At 65.4% G+C, this 20,591-nt stretch carries 17 protein-coding genes; 14 read left to right on the forward strand and 3 right to left on the reverse strand.

Annotated features, from left to right (window positions below; all coding sequences use genetic code 11):
* Positions 1 to 944 precede the first annotated feature (944 nt).
* The 4 genes from ACH442_RS07025 to ACH442_RS07040 all read left to right on the forward strand — a co-directional run bounded on the left by ACH442_RS07025 (position 945) and on the right by ACH442_RS07040 (position 6,556).
* Positions 945 to 1,646 carry a hypothetical protein gene (locus tag ACH442_RS07025; protein WP_396337010.1) on the forward strand — a complete coding sequence of 234 codons (702 nt, stop codon included), beginning with the start codon at positions 945 to 947 and terminating at the stop codon, positions 1,644 to 1,646.
* A complete protein-coding gene (locus tag ACH442_RS07030) occupies positions 1,643 to 3,676 on the forward strand; it encodes a hypothetical protein (RefSeq protein ID WP_396337011.1) in 2,034 nt (677 codons plus the stop codon). The genes ACH442_RS07025 and ACH442_RS07030 overlap by 4 nt, the downstream gene beginning before the upstream one ends.
* Positions 3,677 to 3,758: 82 nt before the next feature.
* A complete protein-coding gene (locus ACH442_RS07035; RefSeq protein WP_396337012.1) occupies positions 3,759 to 5,912 on the forward strand; it encodes a hypothetical protein in 2,154 nt (717 codons plus the stop codon).
* A 383-nt stretch (positions 5,913 to 6,295) separates the two neighbouring features.
* Positions 6,296 to 6,556, forward strand: coding sequence for a hypothetical protein (locus tag ACH442_RS07040; protein ID WP_396337013.1), 261 nt, complete (start codon positions 6,296 to 6,298; stop codon positions 6,554 to 6,556).
* A gap of 62 nt (positions 6,557 to 6,618) precedes the next feature.
* Here ACH442_RS07040 and ACH442_RS07045 read toward each other — a convergent pair whose 3' ends face one another.
* Positions 6,619 to 7,065 (reverse strand): hypothetical protein, encoded by a 447-nt coding sequence (locus ACH442_RS07045; RefSeq protein ID WP_396337014.1) that lies wholly within the window; start codon positions 7,063 to 7,065, stop codon positions 6,619 to 6,621.
* A 174-nt stretch (positions 7,066 to 7,239) separates the two neighbouring features.
* On the opposite strand from ACH442_RS07045, the gene ACH442_RS07050 reads away from it, so the two are divergent.
* The 9 genes from ACH442_RS07050 (at position 7,240) to ACH442_RS07090 (ending at position 15,501) form a co-directional block, all read left to right on the forward strand.
* Complete coding sequence (locus ACH442_RS07050) at positions 7,240 to 7,860, forward strand: hypothetical protein (RefSeq protein ID WP_396337015.1); 621 nt, start codon at positions 7,240 to 7,242, stop codon at positions 7,858 to 7,860.
* A 67-nt stretch (positions 7,861 to 7,927) separates the two neighbouring features.
* Complete coding sequence (locus tag ACH442_RS07055) at positions 7,928 to 8,518, forward strand: hypothetical protein (RefSeq protein WP_396337016.1); 591 nt, start codon at positions 7,928 to 7,930, stop codon at positions 8,516 to 8,518.
* A complete protein-coding gene (locus tag ACH442_RS07060) occupies positions 8,503 to 8,898 on the forward strand; it encodes a hypothetical protein (RefSeq protein WP_396337017.1) in 396 nt (131 codons plus the stop codon). The genes ACH442_RS07055 and ACH442_RS07060 overlap by 16 nt, the downstream gene beginning before the upstream one ends.
* A 147-nt stretch (positions 8,899 to 9,045) precedes the next feature.
* Positions 9,046 to 9,561: an SLOG family protein gene (locus ACH442_RS07065; RefSeq protein ID WP_396337084.1), complete on the forward strand. Its 516-nt coding sequence runs from the start codon at positions 9,046 to 9,048 to the stop codon at positions 9,559 to 9,561.
* Between the two features lie 487 nt (positions 9,562 to 10,048).
* Positions 10,049 to 10,330, forward strand: coding sequence for a helix-turn-helix domain-containing protein (locus ACH442_RS07070; protein ID WP_396337018.1), 282 nt, complete (start codon positions 10,049 to 10,051; stop codon positions 10,328 to 10,330).
* Between the two features lie 129 nt (positions 10,331 to 10,459).
* Entirely contained in the window at positions 10,460 to 10,762 is a 303-nt protein-coding gene (locus ACH442_RS07075; RefSeq protein ID WP_396337019.1) for a helix-turn-helix domain-containing protein, read from the forward strand.
* Positions 10,763 to 10,978: 216 nt separating this feature from the next.
* Positions 10,979 to 11,812, forward strand: a complete 834-nt coding sequence (locus ACH442_RS07080; RefSeq protein WP_396337020.1) for a hypothetical protein — start codon at positions 10,979 to 10,981, stop codon at positions 11,810 to 11,812.
* A 156-nt stretch (positions 11,813 to 11,968) separates the two neighbouring features.
* Positions 11,969 to 13,786, forward strand: coding sequence for an ATP-dependent nuclease (locus ACH442_RS07085; protein ID WP_396337021.1), 1,818 nt, complete (start codon positions 11,969 to 11,971; stop codon positions 13,784 to 13,786).
* Positions 13,783 to 15,501, forward strand: coding sequence for a UvrD-helicase domain-containing protein (locus ACH442_RS07090; RefSeq protein WP_396337022.1), 1,719 nt, complete (start codon positions 13,783 to 13,785; stop codon positions 15,499 to 15,501). Before ACH442_RS07085 ends, ACH442_RS07090 begins: the two co-directional genes overlap by 4 nt.
* A gap of 151 nt (positions 15,502 to 15,652) precedes the next feature.
* Here the strand turns inward: ACH442_RS07090 and ACH442_RS07095 are convergent, their stop codons facing one another.
* Positions 15,653 to 16,903 (reverse strand): helix-turn-helix domain-containing protein, encoded by a 1,251-nt coding sequence (locus ACH442_RS07095; RefSeq protein ID WP_396337023.1) that lies wholly within the window; start codon positions 16,901 to 16,903, stop codon positions 15,653 to 15,655.
* Positions 16,904 to 17,179: 276 nt separating this feature from the next.
* Between ACH442_RS07095 and ACH442_RS07100 the strand changes: the two genes are divergently transcribed.
* A complete protein-coding gene (locus ACH442_RS07100; RefSeq protein ID WP_396337024.1) occupies positions 17,180 to 19,861 on the forward strand; it encodes a tetratricopeptide repeat protein in 2,682 nt (893 codons plus the stop codon).
* On the opposite strand, the gene ACH442_RS07105 is transcribed toward ACH442_RS07100, so the two are convergent.
* Positions 19,843 to 20,454 (reverse strand): DNA-binding response regulator, encoded by a 612-nt coding sequence (locus tag ACH442_RS07105; RefSeq protein ID WP_396337025.1) that lies wholly within the window; start codon positions 20,452 to 20,454, stop codon positions 19,843 to 19,845. The genes ACH442_RS07100 and ACH442_RS07105 overlap by 19 nt on opposite strands.
* Between the last annotated feature and the right edge of the window lie 137 nt (positions 20,455 to 20,591).

Raw genomic sequence — 20,591 nt, forward strand, 5'->3', positions numbered from 1 at the left:
TTATGACTACAGTCGTCGATGTCCGTGTGTCCGTGTGTCCGTGTGTCCGCCGAGCCGGCGCAGGCCCCACCGGGTAGAGCCACCAACACAGAACCTCGCCCCTTCGTCTATCTGTACGCCTGCGTCTGTTGACCGGTTCAGTCACTGGCGTCACTGCTGCTTGACAGCGGAACACCCTGGCTCAAGCCGTGGCGAAAAGCCGTCATACCTCGGGCCGAGGACGGATGACGGATGACGGATGACGGATGACGGATGACGGATGACGGAACAGAGTAACCAGAGTGCCCCTCCGGACGGAATCGGTGACAAGGGACGAGCGCAGGCCGCTGTCGCAGCGTCTCGGCGCGGACGGTGTCACCGGCCAGCACCCTCCTTCGAGTTGATCCAGTCGTGACAGAGCCACGATCGACGGAAACGGAGATCGCGCTTGAACCGAGGTTCTGCGACAACGAGTTATGTTGCCACAACACGCAGCGACCGTATGCTGTGGACATGGAGGTCGGAGACATCCGCGTACGGATGCTGGTCCACGACAACAGTCCACAGTCCTGGAGCCGCGCGATCCGCCGATGCGATAACTCCATTTCGGGCGAGAGCCAATGAGGTGCTCGCCAACCTCTCATGACAGACATCTAGGGCACGGTTCCGTGACAGGCACAGACACTGAGGACTCGACTGCCGGGCTCCGCCGCCCTGGCGGGCACGAACGCATGATCGGCGTGCCGTGGTCCTCATCGACTGGCGAGAGATCACCGCTCACGGAAGACATGAATCAGGTTGCGGCTCGCGCCCGTTTTGGCGACGCGACCTGCCGCTTCGTCGCTCCTGTTCGAGACGAACACCCGTCGATTAAACCCCTGCTGGGATGTCAACTAGGCGTGGCCAACGCTACGGAATGCCATAACTGTCGTTACACGAGGACGAAAAGGAGCGCAGAAGTCGCTATGACGCAGTCGGGTGTGGGTGGTCCGGTGGTCCGCCCGGAGGCAACCGTGATGCAGCACGCCATCCGGCTTCTGGTCATCTTGAACGCGTGCGGCGAGCCGATAGCCGTGAACGATCCGGCGATGTGTGTCGCCGTTATCCGAGCAGAGCTTCGGTTGCAGGCTCTCGACTTTTGGCTACGCAACCCGGACTACCTGGCTGGAGAACTGCTCACAAAGGTCGAGCGCGGCGAGTTGGCGCTGGATTACTTGGCTGTAGTCGAGCACCTTCTCGACAGCTCTGAGCCTGATCTGCACTGGTACCCCATGCCGCGCTGGCATCATGGCGCCTACGAGGCAATCGATGATGCGTTCTCCGTGCTTAGTGCTTATGGGCTGGCGGCAGTACGACGGCAAGGCGGCGTCATGAAGACCGCTCGCAGCCAGTTCTTTCTGACGGAGGCGGGACGGACAGCGGCCGAGAACCTTGCAAGGGAACCAGTGCTGTCCTGGTACACCGAGCAGGTGAAGCTGGTCGCCTCGGCGGCAGGAGGGGACAACGGGAGCACCCTAAAAAAGCGGCAGTATCAACAGGCGGAGTACGCGCGCACGAAGCTCGGCGTGAATATCGCCCCTATCCACTCCGCTGTTCGCGAGCGTCTTGGTGCGCTCAAGGTTGCGGTCGGCCCGTCGCTGGTTCCTGTCGCAGGAGGTCAGGCATGAGCAAGCTTGGTGATGAGGTCGCGCGTGATCTCGCGCGCCGGGGAGTCGAGGTCGAGCAAGACCGCGTCGAGAAGATCCTGCTCACTGCCGGTGTTTCCTCCATTGCCTCTCGCGGTGTACCCGCCCGGCTTCGCGTGCGCCGGCTCCACGTAACGGGGACGAAGCGGTACCTGGAGAAGCAGGACGTTGATACCGATGAACCGAACGTCGAGATGAAGACGGAGCCCATCAATCTGGACTGGCGACCCGGGGACGGCGTCAACGGTGTAGGCAGCGAGCGGAACCTCCGCGGCAAGTCGTCGGTCCTCCACTTCACCATGTGGGCGTTGACCGGGCGCAGCCATCTGCAGGCGGACGTTCTGTTGTGGGTCGACCATGTCCTCGCGGAGTTCCACGTCGATGGGGTCCCGCTGTTTGTCGAGTTCGATGTGCGGGATGGGGTACCACAGGGAACCGTTGCCCAGAAGGTTCCCTCAGGCCGTGCGGTTCTAGGCTCCTTCTCTAGCCACGCCGAGTTCGAGTCGCTAATGGGGTCGGTGATGCTCGATCGATTGCGCCTCGATGTGATTTCGGTGTTCTCCAAGGGTGTCGAGACGGAGCACGCGTGGCCGTCGTACGCAGCGGCGCTGACCGTTCACGCTGACAAGCTTGATCCGATCGTCGGTAATGAGAACACGCTGAAGACGCGAATCCTGCAGATGTTCGTCGGCACAAGCTGGGCGGCGGTGGACGCGCAGGCGGCAACGGCTCTGAACGGGTTGAACTTCGAGAGGGCCAGCATCGCAGAAACCCGGCAAACGGTGGTATCGGCAACCACCTCCGCCTTGGGGCAGGCGCGCGAGCGTGCCACGGCCGCAAGGGCTGCGCTGGATGGGATTGACCCAACGGCACCAGACGTGGATGCCATCTTCACGCTAGCAGCGGCTGCCTCAGCGCGTGCACGCGAGGCTCATGACCTGTCGTTGCAGCTCATGACCGCGAATACCGCGCTATCCGAGGCCAAGTCCCAGTTGCGGACTGAGGAGATTCGGCGCCAGGCAGCCGCGGAGGACGCGGTAGCGCGACGCTTGTTCAACGGGATGGCGCCGACAGCGTGTCCTCGATGCGCGACGGCGGTGACAGCCGAGCGATACGCGGCTGAGGCTACCGACCACGAATGCTCAATGTGCAAGAGCGGGCTCGAACTAGCCGACCAGGCCAAGGTAAACGTGTCCGTATCGAAGGCAAGTCCTGAAGGTGCTAGCACGGCGCTCGGCCTAGCCGAAGAGGACGAGGAGGACGAGGAGGCTGTCGACCCGGTAGACGCCCTGCGCGCGGCTGTCCGAGAGGCCAGAACAGGCATCAGCCAGCTTGAAGACCGCTTTCGTACAGCCGATCGGTCTCGCGTGGAAGCGGAGGCCGCTGCACAAAAAGCGCGCAGCAGCATGGACATTGCTCGATCGAGACTGCAGGCCGAACTCGAGTTGGCCCGGGCTGAGAGCGCTGTAGAAGCTTTGCAAGCAGCGTCACTACCACAGCCTTCGACAGCGGTCGAAACTGAGGAGCCTCTCGTACTCGGAACTGCCTCAAGACTGACGAAAAAGTGGGTACAAGTCGACCAAGGTCCCCTGCTCGAGGCCGTATCAGCCACGATCGCCCGCCTCGCCCGCAAGTTCGGGTTTAGCGCCGTTACCGCGGTAAGGCTCAAGGGCAACGGCAACATGGACGTGTACAAGGGTGGAGCTGTCACCGGCTACAGCGACCTGGTGAATGGTGAGAAGCTACGCATCAAGCTAGCCGCAGCGATCGCATTGATCGAGATCGGCCACACCCATGGCGTCGGCCGTCACCCTGGCCTCTTGTTCGTCGACTCTCCGGCCGCCGAGGAGATCCCCGAAGACGACCTACGGACCATGCTCCAGGCGTGGACTGCGGTGGCGAAAGAGACAGACCTGCAGATCGTCGTCGCGACCACCCATGCTCGAATGTTGAGCGAAGTCCTTCCTGCGGAGAACCTGCTGATCGCTACCGGATCCGACTTTGTCTGGTGACACTCCATGCCAAATCCGTGAGCCAAGCTGGTAGACAGGCACCGTAGACCCGACAACTTCGACGGGACCTGGAGGAGGAGCGGTGCCCGACCTGCTCGACCCAACTGCCGTCGGTGCCGAACTCCGCCGCAACCTGACCGGCGGGCCGCCGCCGGACGACCTGGTCGACCGGATCGGGGGGTGGGACGCGATTAGAGTCTTGGCCCCCACCCTTGTTGACGAGCCGCTTTTGACAGTGGCTATATCCTTGCTCGCCCGTGATGCTGCCCGAGCGGACGCGATCGGCGCAGATTTGACACCGATCCAGCCGGCCGCGGCCGCGCTAGCCGAAGCGGTGCTTGGGTCAAAAGACCCGCTCCAGTTCGCCCAGAACATCGACACCATCTGTGCTGACGCTGTCCTCGCCAAGATGATTGGGCAGAGGGTCGCGACGAAGTGCCTCAGCCTCGCCGTTCCACCACGCGCCGACGGGGACGATCCCCCTCAAGCTGCCGTCATCCGCCACGCAGTCGCGTTAGAGGCCGTCGCCAGGCTGGCCGTTCAGGGACTGGCATCCAAGAACAAACTCTTGGGCGTGTTGGAAGACGTCTCGGAGCCGCAACCGCGCCGGTATGCGCAGGCTGTGGTGAGAACTGTCGGTCTGGCATTCGATCACTGGACGATCGACGACGATGTCGCGGATGTCATCGACATTCTCACCGGAGTCAGGCCGCCCGCTTACCAGTCGGCTCCCGAGCCCGACGTTCTCGCGCGCAACGACGAATATCACCGCGACATCGCACCGGATGCCATGTGGACGAAGGCGAACGTCGAGGTGGCCCGAGCGCTACGCAGCGCCCAGAAGGAAGAGCTACTCGACCGAATCAGCGCAGCGCTCGACGCGCTGGAGATCGTCACGACGCTGGATGACAGAGACGACGCTGCGATGCTTCGCTCAGCTCTGCGTCTGGTCCATAGCCTGCTGCGCTCGCTGACCGGAATGACAACGCCACAGGATGCTACGAACTGGCAGGCGTCACTCACTGAGGCCGAGCAGATCACCCGCCAAGCCGGGCAGTTCGCAATCGGCGCCTACGGTCTCAACCACTGGAGCGGCGACCGCAAAGCTGCTGTCCTACGAGGCTGGAATCGGCTCACCGACGACTTGGCCTGGCTCCGCGACCAACTTACCCGTGACAGCCTTTACGAAGCAGCTGTGATACTCGACGACGTCCTGGCCATTTATTCTGCGTCCCGATCCTACGATGTCACGCGCAACTCTCACGGCGCGGAAACCGTCATAAAGGTGCTACGTCCATCTATCGCCGGCGGTATCGCATATCGGTTCGGACTTCTCAGGAACCTCAGTGATCACGCCGATCATCTGCGCAAGCGCATCACTGCCACAGTCGCGTCGGGCGATGATGCCTCAGCTCTACATGCAAGACTGGCAACAGCCGAAGCGGTCCTGACGAGCGCCCGCGCGGGCATAGCGGAAGCCGGGGAGCCGCCGGGAAAACCTCAGCAGCAGGCGGCGGATATCCCGCCCCTGCTGGCCGAACTTTTTAGTCCCTATCCGATGCTCATGGCGTCCCTTGCCAGCCACGACCCGATCGATCTTGCAGAGCTGGCCGCCGATCTCGCCGACCGACAGGCCGCAGCCGACCCCGACCCGGATGTCACCGTCACCAGCGTCCGCAAGCAGATGCTCGCCGCACTGTCCACCTCTGAGGACTTCAGCGGCGACGTCGTCCCCGCCGTAGGTATCGTCCTCGATCAGCTCATCAAGTTCGTCGCCCGCCGGCTGAACACCCAGAAATCAACCAAGGCGTATCTGTTCAAGGCGGACGCCGATGAACAGGACCTACACAACGACCTGTATGACTGGCTGTCGCAAGGACAGCTGGCCAGCTCTACGAACGTGGAAGTACACGAAGTCGGGGCTGGCCGTACCGACATCCAGATCACCTTCGCGACATTCCACATCTACCTAGAGCTCAAAGCTGATGGGACCGCCGTACCGATCGCCGAAAAGGCTGCGTACATCAAGCAAACCGTCAGCTACCAGGCCTCCGACGTACGCATCGGCTTTCTCGTCGTCCTTCGGCTGAAGAATCCCAAGGATAAGAGCCCCTCCTTGCACTTGACCGAACTTGTATCGCACACAGTCGTGGAAATCCAAGGGAATCCGGTAGCTCGACATGTCGTGATGCTTGAGGTTCCTGGCAATCAGACGAGCCCAAGCAGCGTCCACTGACAGGTCGCGACTCACGCCGCGGGCTATTCCCGACCGAATGGGATACCGCAACAGTCATCTTCTCGAAGTTCGTCTCCTGATCACCCGAACAGGTGAAGGTCTTAGCAAGAACTTTTAGCCATTGGTGCCGCCTAATCGGCCACACGATCACCCATCCGACCGGTCCGCTAAGAACGAACGCGACCGGCAGCACTGAACTTCGACCAACAGTGGGCACTTATCGATGCCCCGATGTTTACGCGTTGCCGTAAGCGCCACATCGGAGTGCAAGGCGATCGATTCCGACACGGTGAGCATCACCTGGCGGTCGTGGCCGAGCCTATCCGGAGCGGGGCCGGTGCGGCTTCCTTGTCCGCCAGCCCTCAGCGTGACAGCATTTGCGCGTGGGCATCTTTGACTCCATCGCACGCGGCTTGGGTAGCCTTCGCCCCCTGTCCTACGCGGAGCTCGAGGACGAGCGCGAGGCGTTGCGGCAGCGCTACGTGTCCAGCGACACTATCCGCGAGTCGTCGATTCTCTACGACCGGCTGCGCCGCTACGACATCGAGATGACGCGCCGTGCCAATGAGGTCTACGAGCGCGACAACCCGGACGCAACCACCAGGCACCGCGAACACGGCTGGTACCTGCCGAACGACGACTAGTGCGTTGTCAAAGAGGGTCAACTCGGCTTGACGAGCGCAACAACTAGGACGCGGGCACACTCTTAAGACTGCGGGACGGCTCGCCAGTGGGAACTGCCCGGGCGGAGCAAGCTCGCATGGACGTGCTTGCAGTAGAGGCGGCGCCGGTACTGCCCCGGGTTCCGATGCTCGACGTAGCGCCAGAACTCCTCGGAGCCGGTGAGCTGGCGGCTGGTGACCCAGGTGTAGTCCGGTGCAAAACGGCGTGATCGCTCAATCATCCAGGAGGCGTAGCGACGGCGCTTCCACGCCTCCGCTGTCCGGATCTTGAGGACCATGCCGAGCCGGCACAGGTCACAGATTCGGTAGTCCATATGCGCCACCTCGTCGTGCCCCGGATCCCACGCGGCCCGGGACTGGCGGGCCAGCAGCGTGATCTCACGTGGTCCGAGCGGGCTCTGGGCGATCGAATGCCGGGCGAAGACGTCACGATCGACGTCGTCGTCGTTGAGCCGCCATCGGCCAGCCAAGAAGCGGATCTGGTGACGGACGGCGCTCCGCAGCGGAATGACCACATGTCCGCCCTGATCCACCGCGTCACCGTTCCCAGGAGCCCTGACGCACATCCCCGACTAGACTCCACTCTATTGGCCGGGCGGCTGCACGACAGCGTCGTGTCGGTGCCATCTCATAGAGTAACGAACATGTCTATTGCCGGGCCTGCCGCCGCCAGCTTCTGGAGTCAGCAGCAGACCACGCTGTCGGAGTTACTGATGCGGGCGGGCAATCAGCGGGCGGCTCGGCTGCTCTCCTTGGTGCCGGCCGCTGAACTACGGGACGCAGACCCGCAGAGCCCAGTTCCGGTGGTGCTGCTGGTACGGCCGATCTTCCTGGACTCGTTCCGGTCGACGGACCTGCAGGCCATCGCCGAGCAGATGAACCAACTTCGAAGCTGGGACACCATCACCGGGCACCTGGTCACCGTGGAGCCGATGCTGGCCGATCCATTTGCCCGCGCAAACCTCGGCGGCGCCGGCACCATCACCATCCAGCTGCGCGAGGCGATCGCCGACGCGCTGTACCCCGTGAAGTCGTACGATCTGCCCGAGGTGTGCCGGGCGCTCGGGCTCAGCGACGGCGGCGACGACGAGGCAGGTGCCAGCAAGCGCAGCTACGTACGCCACCGCATCCTGGACTACACCGAGAGCCAGCTGGTGGATCTCGGCACCCGAGTGGTCGAGCAGCACTACCTGCCGGAGCTGTGGGGGCTCTGCAGGTCGTCGGCACCCGCCAGGGCGGCGTGCGTACCCCGTTCCGCAATCTAATCTTCGCCGCCGACGGCCCGAAGCCCGAACTAGTGCTGTTGATGCGGTCAGCAACACCATTGAGATCGTGAAGAACGCGAAGTTCTGCCTGATCTCCGATCGCCCGCTCGGTGAGGGCGGGCTGAGCTGGGCGGACCTAGGCTCCTGGTGGATGGACGCCCAAGCGCCGTCGGGTAAGAGCGAGCAGGACGCCGCAAAGCAGCTGTACCGTCGCCTGGCTCGCTCCCTCGACGCCGGCCGGGAGCCGTCCTCGGAACCCGGCCCCGAGCGGCAGATGTTCCGGGCGTACGCCGAACTGTTCGCGGAGTATGGTTTCAGCCCGCCAGCGTTGATCCCGCAAGTCTATTTGCACTACGACCCGTACACCCGCGGTCGCCGAGCCAACGCGGTCTGGCCATTGCCGCGTCAGCGCATGGACTACCTCATGCTGCTGCGCGGGCGCCGCCGCATGGTCGTCGAGATGATGCGGGAGGACCGCGCGCTGCGGCTAGACGGCTACGGGTGCGAGCCCTTCCTGCGTGAACGTTGCCGAGACCAGCCGCGCATCGGACATATGTTCGATACCATCTCCGCATGGGTGAGCTCGATGCCGTTCGGCACCGCATCAGGCAGCTGCGGAATCCGGACGCCTTCACGAAGCGAATGCTGGACGAGCTGAGTCGTCAAGAACGGGCCGACGCCCAGTACCCCGCGTTGCATCGGCGCCGTAAGGCCTGGGCGAGTCTCGATCCGGACGTTGCGCGCCGATACGCCGAGGCCATCGCCGAGCCTTGGGCCACTGCAATGGCCCTATTGGTGCCTGATCCTGAGTCGCAGGCACGAGCCGCGTGGACCCGCCAGCAGCTGGACTATTTGAGGCGCGGCACGCCGGAGGCGGTGGCGCGGCGGGCCGCCCATCGAGTTCGGTGGGCGCAGCATGTCGCCGAGTGCAGGGCTCGCTGGGAGCAGGAGCGTGTGGAGGTCCGCGACCGCATCGTGGCTGCTGGCCTTACGTTCCGGGAAGATCTTTTCCTCCTGGAACACCTTCCCGGCCGGTGAACCGGGACCGCCGATGGCCGTTAGATACTGTGCACGAGCTGAGGATCGTGGCCTGGCGCCGCGTCACCGTGCCGCCTCTCCGGTGCGCGACGGCCTTGGCGGCGGCCTAGCGCCTCGGCGGGCCAGGAGACGGCGATGACTTTTCGGATGAGTGATCCCCGGGTGCTGGTCTGCGGGAGCCGCCGATGGCCGTGGCCCGCGACAGTGCACGCGGTACTCAATCGACTCGCCACCCGATACGGTGAACACCTCGTCGTCATCGAAGGCGCAGCTTCTGGCGCTGACCGGGCGGCCCACCAGTGGTGCCTCGATCGCAGTCTGGGAGCGCGCCACCGCTGCCATCCGGTTGACTGGGACGCGATACGGCGCTCCCGGCCGGACGATTGGCGCCGGGCGGGCCCGGAGCGCAATACCCGGATGCTGCTAGGCGAACGTCCGCAACTGATTGTTGCGTTCCATAACGCCTTCGATCCAGCACGAGGGGGGACCTCCGACATGTGTCTGAAAGGCGTGCTCTGCGCAGTACCAGTCTGGCTCGTTCCCGGCGCCGACCTGCGGGCAGGGCGGTGGCTCAGCGCGAAAACGTTTCCGCGAGGGCGGGTCGGTCGAGTCGATCGTGAGCTCGGGAACGGGCCGCCGCTATCGGACTATTCGCCGCAGTAGACGGGGTATGGTAAGAAACGTTTCACTAACCGCGTTCAAGCGAGTTCGGGCAGCTCAGTGGCCCGCCTGTAGCTTCCAGCGAAAAACAGAGTTTAGTGGAGCCCCGCCCGTCGGAGGCCAATGCGTGATGCCAAGATCCCCGCCTACGGCACGCCCCCCTTACCTTTTGATCGTCCCCAGATGGGGGCTGCTCAGTCGCTCCTTCCGGTATGACGTACTGCCCTGTCGAACGTGCCGTTCGTTCACGGAATGTGGTCCGGTTATTGGTCGAGAGTTCCACCGAGTCGATCACGGCTTGATCGGGTTGGTGTAGCTGCAGCACCTGCCCGTCACTCCGACATGCGATGCCATCCAGCGGCCAAGAGCTGATGCCGGCCCGAGGGCGCTAGGCACCCCCTGCTGTGGGAGGCCGGCAGACATCGTGCACGGCAAGAACGTTGGTGCCCGGTGGCTCATGCCAGCCGATGGGGAAGTATATTTCCCCAACATGGAGTCGGATGAGGGTCCTGCTGGCGTCGGCTCCGGCACCACTGCTGCTGACGGGGCGCTGCTGGGCGTCTCGGTGGGAGCCGCGTTTTGGCGCACCCGCGAGGCTGCTGGACTCACTCTTGAGGATCTTGAGCGTCGCAGCAAAGTACCGCGGGAAGTGCTTGCCAAGCTGGAGGTGTCCGCCGGTGACTGCAAGGTCGATGTGCTTCATGCCGTGGCGCACGCGCTGGCTGTTCCGCTGAGCCGCCTGGTCGCCGACGCGGAAGCTGGACGCAGCTGACGACACCGTCGCCGCCTGTGGCAATGCGATGATGTCTGCGCTGGCTGCTGCGGCGGCCCACCAAATCGCGATCCCGTACGATGGCGGCTCAGGCATGATCGTGCAGTTGAGGTGCCATAGGACGCATACGTGAGCAACCAGGACGCGCCGTACAGCCCGGAGGCTGAGTTTCCACCGGCTAACCTGACGGCGTTCGGTAAGGCCGTTCGTGACGCCCGCCGTGAGCACGGGTTGACGTCTGAGGCCCTGGCCCGACGGGCCGGCATGTCGCGCCGGATGCTCACCGAGATCGAGGCCGGGCGAAGTTCTGCAACGCTCAGCAAACTGCACGCCATCAGCCACGCCCTTTCGATTGCCCCGACCAAGCTCGTGGAATACCTCTGTGAGGGGCACGATGACGGCTCGACGTGTTGCGATCACTCGCACGGATAACCGCCGTGCACCGTCTGCCGGGCGCGACGCGTACCGACACCGCCGGACGACGGGGAAACATATTGCCCGTTTTTTGGTATGCTGGGCGAGTAGTCCGGTTCTGTGGAGCCGACTGCGCATGGTGCACCTGCATCGCGCGTCCGCGGCGCCGGGTCATCTCACCCCGGCCAGGGGAATGGCAGACCGGTTAGCCGCAACGGAAAGCCAGAGCTGATCATGAAAGACACTCATCACGAGCCTGTGGTCGTCCATTTCCAGGGCGTCGAGTTCCCGGACATCGTCCGTGCCCGATGGGCGCTGTGTTTCGAGGATCTGCGGATGTCCTGGTCATACCGCCCGAGGAGGTTCGAACTCAGCGACGGGGAGTACGAACCCGACTTTTGGCTGAATGAGCATAAGATCTGGTTCCAGGTCGGCGACGTCCTGCACGATGCCGATCATCTGCGCTGGCGACGATTCGCCGCACGCGTCGCTGAAAACATGTCTCCCGCGGCCTCCGGTTCACGAGTGCGCGACCACCTCCGGGCGACAGGATGGCCTCTGGTCACGGAAGCGGCCCTATTCAGCGTCGGAGGTATCCCTCGCACCCCAGCAGAGGCAACCGGAGGACCCAGGCCTCGCCCAACATTGGGTGCGGCGATGTACTCGGCCGACGGCAGCCGCTGCCGGTGGGTGTCCTGCTTCGCCTGCGGCTGGATCGGCGCCGAACCGTACGCTCGGGACGGCGCAGAACCACGTCATGCCCATGACGTCCGAGCGGACGCTCCGCGCCTGCTCGCCGCCTACCGTCTCGCTCGGCAAGCGAACCCGGCAATGGAGATCAACGGCAACGGGTGTGCCCGGTGCCGTGCTCCGCTGGCGCTCGGCGACCTCATCGCCGCAGGCAGCAAGATCAACAATCGTCGGTGGTACCACGCCATGTGTTTGCTGCAGAGCAGGCGGGAACGCTACGGCGAGCGCGCCCTGCCAGTCGAACCCGACCCTGACACGTCTCGGGTACAGAAATCCGTACCAATGCACGGCCGAGGCCGCGGAACCAAAGCGGCCTGACCGCGGCGAACCTGCCGCCACGCACCCAACCATGCGCATGAGGCCACGCCGACGGCGCCACCGCGCGACCGGTGGCCGCCGCAATCCTGGCGTGCCGATCCTGCGCGATGACGCGCCGTAACCAACGGCCAGACACACCGAGTCGAGGGAGACCTCATGTATGTGTCCGAGCTGGGCATCGAAAACCTGCGAGCGTGCCGGCAGTCCTTGGTCCGGCTGCGCCCTGACGTGACGGTCTTGACCGGCCGCAACGACACCGGGAAAACGATCGTGCTCGACGCTCTGCGCCAACTCACCGATCCGGTTGACGGCCACCGAGGCCCCGCGCTTTCCCAAACCGATCTGACCCACGATGCCCGACCCAATGCCCACATCCGGTTGCACGCCGTGCTCTCGGACATCCAGCCGGAACACGCCGGCACCTACCGCGACGCGCTGCTCCCCGGCGCCGACGACACCGGGACTCGGCGCGCTCGATGGTCGCTGACCTACACCCCGCCGCCAGCGGGCCGCCGACGCGGCATTATAACCTGGCACGTCGGCGAGGGTCGTGAAGCGGCCGGGGAGCCGGCCCTGCGTACCGCCATCCGTCACGTACACCTGCCTGCGGGCCGTGACGCGGTGAGGGAGCTGTCCGGTCCGGCTGGTGCTGCCCGGGTTCGGGTGATGCTGGAGGCGCTGCTGGCCGAGCCAGGCCAGCTCGATGCGTTCCTTGGGCGTACCGCCCTTTCGATGATGGATGTTTCCGGCGACCCTGCTGTACGCCAGGTCAGCGCTGCGGTCAGCCGGCCGCTGGCCGCGATCACTGCCGCCGCCGACGACCGGCAAGCAGGACTGGCTGCCGGTGGCGCGGGCCTGCACGAACTCAGTCGGATCCTGCGAATGACCAGCTGGCCGCCCGGAACAACGGCCACCGCGGCCGTGAGGTCCGGGCACGGGTACGCCCATGCGCTGTATCTGGCGACGGTCCTCGCTGAACTGCAGACCGTCCGGGAGGCCGACCTGACCCTCTTGCTCATCGACGGCCCGGAAGCGCATCTGCATCCGGCGGTGTACACCGTGCTGCTCAACTACCTGTACGAGGCGGCCCAGATATCGCGGCGCCGGGAACAGCAGGATCCGGCCCAGCCGGCCGGGTACCTGCAGGTCGTGGTGAGCACCCACGCGCCTGCACTGTCGGCTGCGGTGAGCACCCGCGACATGGTCGTCATGACCAGACACCAACCGCAGCAGGTCCGGGCCGTAGCAGTCGCCGACCTGGGAATGGCTGATCGAGCGGTGCAGAGGCTCGACCGGTATCTGGCGGTGACCCGATCGCCGCTGTTGTACGGCGCACCGGTTCTGCTGGTCGGCTCGATGGCCGAGGCACTGCTGGTGTCGGCCATGGCTGACGTAGTCCTCGCCGGTTCGGGAAGTGACAGGGAGCAGGCACGCCGGGATGTGTCCCGGTTCCGGGCGGCGGCCGTTGTCGCGACCGACGATGTGGACGTCGATCTGATCCTGACAGTCTTGCTTACCGAGATCGGTGGAACCCGAATCGGACGCCGGATCGCTGTGCTCGCCGGCGCGTTTTCCGGCACTCCAGGGGAGGCGCAGCCGTCCAGGTGGGCGGCGCGGTGCAGCGACATGTCCAGTGCCGGCGCCGACTATGTCCGGGGCTTCGCCGCCGGTGAACAGCTTTGGCATACCCTGATGTGCCCTGCCAACGAACCGGTACTGCGTGCAGCGCTGCTGGAATCCGTCGCGGACGGCAAGCAACGATGGCAGGAAGTGGAGGCAGAAGAGCCGATCGAGCGGCCACGGATCTTCCAGAACATGTTTAGCCCTGGCCTCGGTGGCGAACCGGTGGTGTCCCCGATCCGGTACGCCAACGCCCTCGCTGACATTCTCGCCGACGGAACCGAGTTCGCAGTGCCCGCCCCGATCGCCGACGCGATCCGCTACCTCGCCCACGCCGACACTGCGGCACCGTGAATACCGCCGCCGAACAGGCCGTCGCCGCCCAGCAACAGGCGATCACCACACCGGCGCCGTTGTTCGTGCGAGCCTGCCCCGGGGCAGGTAAGACCCACGTGATTGTCACCCGGCACCTGCGCGGTCCGGCCGCCACCCTGCGCGGTGGCCGTGCCCTGCTGTCGTACACCCGCGCGGCCGCCCAGCAGATCCGCGACCGCTGTCATCGGCTTGGCCGGCCCGATGCGACCGAATACCCCCACTACATCGGCACGCTGGACGGATTCATCTGGAACCATCTCGTCATCCCGCACCGGCCACCGGACCGGGCATTGCAGCTACTCGACTCGTGGGACCGGGTGAACGCCGCAGTCACCCTCAACCACCGCACGGTGCCGCTGAGCGCCTTCACCTTCGTCTGCCGGACGGGAACCTTCGCCGATGACATCCGCCGGGATCTGCTACCCCCGGCCTACGCCAGCCTCATCCAGTCCAGCGGCCGCTGCTGGGACGATTGGGTTCGCGAGGTGTACACCGTCCGACGTGCTTACTGCACCCGGGGATACGTCACCGGCCATGAAGCCCGCCAGCTGGCGCTGCAGTACCTGGACCGCGACCCGGACCTGGTCCACACACTGCGGTCGAGGTTCGCTGAGATCGTCGTCGACGAAGCTCAGGACTGCTCCGCCACCGACCTGGAAATCTTCGACCGGCTCCACCGACTCGGCCTGCCCCTGGTCGTCGTCGCAGATCCGGACCAGATGATCTACGGATGGCGCGACGCCGACCCGGCCAGGCTCGCCGACCTGGAGAACGGTCTGGGCACCACGATCACCCTAGACGGCAACTGGCGCTCCACCAGTACGGTGTGCCAGCTTGCCAACACCCTGCGCGCCGGCACGCGGCCACCCGATATCGCCGTCCAGACCACGGCCTCGGATCCGCCGGTGATTCTGCTGCCCGCCGTGTTCACTCGCACCGGGAACCGCCACCTGCCCAGCGGCCGTCCGATCACTGAGATCTTCCTGCAGCATGCGCGTCACCACGGGATCAGCCCGCAGCAGTGCCTGACGACCGCTCACCGTCGATCACATCTGCCCACCGCCCGCCGCCCGATCGGCGGGAACCCTGCGACCCGGCTCGCGCATGCCTGGCGCGTGCTGCACTCGGCGACCGCCGATCCGGGCCTCGTTGACGGCGCCTACCGCGCCGGTGCCCGCGTGCTGCTGCGTTACTGGTACCCGCACCTTGACCAGACCTCCAGCCTCGAAGATCAGTGCGCCGCCGTCGGGATTGATACTGACGTGGTCGCTCGGCACGCGTTCGCCTTCCTTTATGCGCTGCCGGAGCCCGGCCCTAGATGGCCGAAGAGCGTCAACGAGTGGCTGAAGAATGGGCCCCGCCCAGCCGGGGCTGCGCCGCAGCGCACCATCGGTTACCTGCGCGGTGCAGTTGCCTACCCGCCCGGCACCGGACACACCGGCGAACCGTGCCCGACCGACAACGTCCACCAGGTCAAAGGCGCCGAGTACGAGGCTGTACTCCTGTTGGTTCCCGACGACGATGTCGGCAGCCGGTGGGTCGACGGTGACCCAGCAGCCGACGAACAACTGCGCACCTGGTACGTGGCCGTCACCCGCGCCCAACGGCTATTGGCCATCGGCCTGGCTGCCGAGCAACTACCCGCGATCACCGAGCACCTGCGTCACCGAAACGTTCCGGTTCGTATCGGATGAGCCGAATGCTCAGCGATCAAGTCATAGACACCGGGTACGGGCTGGTGCAGGCCGCCGATTCGAACGACTGTCGGCTCGGCTTCGTTGGGCTGATGACAGCCGAGCCAGGTGCGGTGTCCGCTGAGGCCGTCGCTCGGCGGGTGCTGTGACGCTAAAACAGGGCTGTGGGTTGCGGGACGTATCGGCTGGTGATCTCCGGGAGCCGGGCCGGGACAGTGTTGGCGCCGCGGCGGAGATAGAACTCCGGTTTCTCCCGGCTGTAAACGTGCCAGCCGCCGCCGGCGGGGACCTCGACCAGCAGCACTGTCTTACCCTCTACCTGAACCGGCCGCACGATCACCCCCGGGTCGGGCTCGATGGTGCTGCGGATCATGTTGTGCAGCTGGAGCATCAGGTCGTCCAACTTCGTCGCGTCGACACCGGCGATCCGCGCGTCGTCGGCGACTCCGATCAGGATGGTTCCGCCATCGCCGGAAGCGAACGCGGCCACCGTCTTGAGCATCTTCCTCCGGTGCTCGTTCTCGGGGATCTGCTCCTTGAACTCGACGTACTGCGACTCGCCGCCAGCGATCAGCACACTTGCGTCCGCGCCGGGCAGCTCCCAGGTCACCGAGCGGTCGGTGTTGCCGGCCGGCCCGGGTGCAGGGAAGTAGCGGAAGTCGCGCCAGTCGTCGTCGGTGCGCAGCATCAGCAGGGTGGCCGGGGCCAACCCGTGCGGGAGTCGGAACCGGATCCGGGCGGTCGAACCGACCGTGCGAGCCTGCTGGCTGTCCGGGGTGGACAACTCCAACCGGGAGCCGGCGAGTTCGGTGCCCTTTATTCGTACCGTTAGTGAGTCTGCGGCGATCGCGACCTGATGGATCCAGGCGCGGCGGTCGGCCTGGACGATGCGCCACAGCAGGTGCGTAGGGCGTGGGCTACTCTCGGCTGCCGTCGCGTAGAAGAAGGCATTGAACGCGGCCTCGGCGTTCAGGAAGCAGGGCCCGTCACCGACCAGCACCCGCCGCGGCCGGTTCGGTCTCTGCCCCGCCGGTGAGCTGATCGACCATTCGGTGCGCGGCCAGGGCAATACGGCATTGTTGTAGTTCACCTGGCCGGCGATCCGCTGGAAGCTGCCGCTGTCCTGCACGGACGCGGCGGCCACCGTCATCTCCGCGACCTGCTGCGGCGTGCCGCGCACCAGGTCAGCGGCCAGCGTGCCAGACAAGCGGCGTTCGATGAACGCGTCCTCGCGGTAAGTCCAGGTGCGCTCCCGCACGGGCTCGTCAACGTCGACGAGGATCTCGCCGTAGCTGATTTTCCAAGCGTCCTTGTCGAGGTAGAGTGCCAGCCGGACATCGACGGTGGCGCTGGTGGCGATGATGTCGGTCAAGTCGCCGAGGTTGGTCATGCCGCTCTCCATAGTTGGCACCTTCCCACGCCGCCATCATCTCGACGCGGGCGCCACCCACCAGGCTATTTCACGTGCTTGACGCGGTCTGCGCACCGACCCGATGGACGGGATCAGCCGTGCAGCCGACCATCACGCGGTCAGGTGGGCCTCGGCCGGCCCGGCAGGGCCTCTCGCAGGCAGGATGTCCGTCTCGGCAGGTGGGAGCACGACACCACACATCGATGATCATTCGTATCGGCTGAACAGGGCATACCCTTGCCAGCGCGCCCCGGTCATGATGCGGTCATGGCTGGGTTGACACGTCGCCGAGCGCTGGTCGTGGCTGCCGTGGTTGCGCTGCTGATTGGCGCGTTCTTCTGGTTCGGCGACCGGCTCGGATTCTGGGCAGCGCCGTCAGGCGGCCGGGCGGGAGGCTCGACCGGAACCGGGTTGAGCGACGTGCTCGACAGCGCTGACAAGATCTCCAGTATTGCCAGTTTCCTGCTGGCCGTTGGGCTCGCCGTAACTGCCCGCCGGAGTCCGGCGGCTACCGGTCACGGAGCAGGTGCGGGCAGCGGCATGGTCACCCGTACCCTGGTCGATCTGGTGGATCGCAAGAAGGAGAGTCGGCGGCTGCGCACGGCGTTACGCAGCCGCCGGTCACGCATCATTCTGGTCTCCGGCGATCCCGGCGTCGGCAAGAGCGAGCTCGTCAGCCGCGTTCTGCAGGATCTCAAGATCGACCCGCTGTGGACGACGGTGACGGCGCTGAATCATCCCGGTGTCCGCGCCGTCATCGCGGCGGTTCGCGGTGCCGGCGATCCAGGATCCGCTTCGGCGCCGGGTGGCGACAACTCCTGGCAGGGCGAGTTGGAGCTCGCTCTGAGGGCGCTCGGCACCACGCCGCTGGTCATCGTGTTCGACGCAGCAGAACATCTGCTGCTTCGTGATGGGCAACTCCACGACCTCGCCCTAGATGAGGCGTTTCAGCTGCTGGTGAGTGGTCCAGCCCATCGTCTCAAGATCGTCTTCGTGACGCAGCGGGAACCTGTGGCCTATGACGGAGATTGGGTCCAGACCGCCACCCGGATCGCGGTGACCGGGCTGCCGCCGCGCTACTTCCGGCAGTTCGCCCAGGAACGGTCGGTGGGACGGTCCCGCAGTCTTGCCTCGCTCGGCGATGCCCGGATGAACGATCTCTGGCCAGATCTTGATGGCCGGCCACGGCTGGTGCAGCTCTTTGACGCCGTACTCGACAACGACGACCACACCGATGCGGGCGATCTTGCGGCTGAGGTGCATGGCTGGGCAGGGTCGCAGCGTGACGTCACCGCGGTCTACGAGCACCTGCTTAACAAAGTGATCACCACGCTCAGCGACGACCGCCGTGACATCTACCGGGCGGTCGCCGCGCTCAATACGCCAGCTACCGCCGCGTTGATCACCCAGCTGGTCAACCGTCGGCGCGACAAACACCACCAGCTATCGGTCGGCAGAGTGCGCACTGAACTCGAAAGCCTCAGCGGGCACGTGATCTACCGCCTCGGCACTGAACCCAGCGCCCGATACGGTCTACCTGCCCTTGAGGCGCATCGAGCGCTGTCGCTCAACGCAGAAACCCAAGACGAGGATCAAGCCCTGCTTCTGGAGGCAGGCCAACTGTTGAGGGAGCAGCGCCGTGCAGGCCACCGGTCAGCGTCTGACGATCCGCAGTCCGCCGTCGCCGAGGTGGACGCTCTGATCCGGGGTGGCTTCGTGGTGCGCGCCTACCGGTCGATCACCGAGCTGGACACCGCTGCTCAGACCGGCAGTCCGTCCGCCGTCTTCTGGCGCTTCCGTGAGCAGATCGCACCGTTGTTGACCGGCGCCGACCGCCGCGAGGACAACTACCTGGCCCTTGGCTATCTGTACTTCGCCAACGGCGATTTCGCCGCCGCGAGGACGGCCTACCGTGAGGTCCTCGCCCGAGAGTCCGGCCTGGGGCCCGTCGAGGCCAAGGCCTATCTCAATCTCGCCTGGGTGTCCTGGGAGCAAGGCCTGATCGAAAGCGCCCGCTCTGACTTCGAGCGAGCGCTCCGACTGGAACCGCAGGACCCCGCTGTCGTGGCGGGCGCGTTGGAGGGAATCGGGCGCTGTTGCCGGCGCCACGGCTTGTTCGAGGAAGCGCTGAGCATGATGGTCAAAGCGAGGGAGGCTGCCGAGCCGTACTCGCCGCAGGCGTTGCGGATCATGGTTAGGATTTTGCGCCTACACCTCGACCTTGGTCGGATCCGCCAGGCCGAGCTGGTGCTCGACCGGATCGAGGAGATCGCCGACCACCATCCGAACCGAAACCTGCACGCCATCCACCTCGACGCGTGCGCCGACTTCTATTTGGTGCAAGGGCACCTCGATCAGGCTTTGTCCACCGCGCAGGACGCGGCCGAGCTCGCGTTGCGCGGACATGATCCGGTCACTGCGTTCCACGCGCAGACCACCATCTGCATGGTCCGGCTACGACAGCAGAAGTGGAGCCAGGCCGCCCGCGAGGCGGCCCGCGCTGAGCGGCATGCAGGCGCCGGGCGTGGCGCGCCCGGAAGCGGGCTAACAGAACGGTCCTTGCTCGGCACCGCGCTCCGTGCCGTGGCCTGTCACCGGGCAGGGCGGCCGGACGAAGCACACCACGCGGCCCGGTACTTGCTGGAACAGTCCACCCTGCGCGGCACCAACGACATCCGGGACTTCGCCACCTGGGAGTTCGCGGCCATTGCTCAGTGCGTGTTGCATCTACAGGGCCAGGCGGGCATCGAGCTTGCGATCGACGCCCTGCAGAAGGCCAACCACCACAGCCGTCAGCCCGCCACGGAGGTCACCAACCGAACCGTATTCCTCCTCAAAACTCTGGACGCCGGAGAACATCGGCTACGCCCCGCCCTGGACGCGCTCACCCCACCCGGCAACGCGACACCGGCCGGGTTGCCCGTACACGATCAGAACGCCGACGGCTGATTCGTGTCCCACCAGCCCTCCTGCTGCGCCCGAACTACCGCCTCGATCCGGGTTCGCACCCCCAGCTGCCGGTAGAGCCCATGAAGAAGTCGAAACATCGCCCGTTCGGAGTACCCGGCCTGCCGGGCCAACTGGGCGACGGTCATCCCCGTCGCCAGATGCTTCAGCCACGTCAGCTGGTGTGCTGACAACTGCGCAGGCGGTGCAGCGTCGCCGCGTGCCCCGGCAGCGAGCGCAGTTGCTACCGCTGCCGGCATCACGGCCTGCCCGGCGAGAGTCGCTGCCACCGTACTGAGCAGCACGGTGGCGCTCACATCCCGTTCCAGCACTGAGCGAGCACCGGCCCGGACTGCTTGAGCGCCGAGCCGTGCCGCTTCTGGCGCCACCACGGCGATCACCAAGCCCTCGCGCAGCTGGCCCAGCAGATCCCAATCCGGATCGCTCTGCAGCGTCAGCAACACCAGCCCGGCCAGTTCCCGGTCCTGCCACTTGACCGGATCGTCTATCACGCGCACCTTATGGCCCGCTGCGGACAACACCGCGACCATTCCCTGCCGGTACATCGGCAAGGGATCGATCACAGTGACAGGCATGGCGCAGATCGTAGGCAGTGAACAGACGCCGGTCCGCTACCGCGCGCCGCATACCCACGACGGCACGTTCCTGCCCCACATCTGGCCAGGTTTCACCGCGGCAATGTCATGGTTCTGCCCCGGCCGATGGCCATAGC

The organism is Actinoplanes sp. NPDC020271 (assembly GCF_044388125.1).
Lineage (GTDB): Bacteria > Actinomycetota > Actinomycetes > Mycobacteriales > Micromonosporaceae > Actinoplanes.

Excerpts from the sequence above, each read along its gene's own strand:
- ACH442_RS07080 (WP_396337020.1), top strand. The coding sequence starts at position 10,979 with ATGAAAGACACTCATCACGAGCCTGTGGTCGTCCATTTCCAGGGCGTC.
- ACH442_RS07065 (WP_396337084.1), top strand. The coding sequence starts at position 9,046 with ATGAGTGATCCCCGGGTGCTGGTCTGCGGGAGCCGCCGATGGCCGTGG.
- ACH442_RS07070 (WP_396337018.1), top strand. The coding sequence starts at position 10,049 with ATGGAGTCGGATGAGGGTCCTGCTGGCGTCGGCTCCGGCACCACTGCT.
- ACH442_RS07085 (WP_396337021.1), top strand. The coding sequence starts at position 11,969 with ATGTATGTGTCCGAGCTGGGCATCGAAAACCTGCGAGCGTGCCGGCAG.
- ACH442_RS07060 (WP_396337017.1), top strand. The coding sequence starts at position 8,503 with ATGCTGGACGAGCTGAGTCGTCAAGAACGGGCCGACGCCCAGTACCCC.
- ACH442_RS07025 (WP_396337010.1), top strand. The coding sequence starts at position 945 with ATGACGCAGTCGGGTGTGGGTGGTCCGGTGGTCCGCCCGGAGGCAACC.
- ACH442_RS07095 (WP_396337023.1), bottom strand. The coding sequence starts at position 16,903 with ATGGAGAGCGGCATGACCAACCTCGGCGACTTGACCGACATCATCGCC.
- ACH442_RS07050 (WP_396337015.1), top strand. The coding sequence starts at position 7,240 with ATGTCTATTGCCGGGCCTGCCGCCGCCAGCTTCTGGAGTCAGCAGCAG.
- ACH442_RS07105 (WP_396337025.1), bottom strand. The coding sequence starts at position 20,454 with ATGCCTGTCACTGTGATCGATCCCTTGCCGATGTACCGGCAGGGAATG.
- ACH442_RS07100 (WP_396337024.1), top strand. The coding sequence starts at position 17,180 with ATGGCTGGGTTGACACGTCGCCGAGCGCTGGTCGTGGCTGCCGTGGTT.
- ACH442_RS07030 (WP_396337011.1), top strand. The coding sequence starts at position 1,643 with ATGAGCAAGCTTGGTGATGAGGTCGCGCGTGATCTCGCGCGCCGGGGA.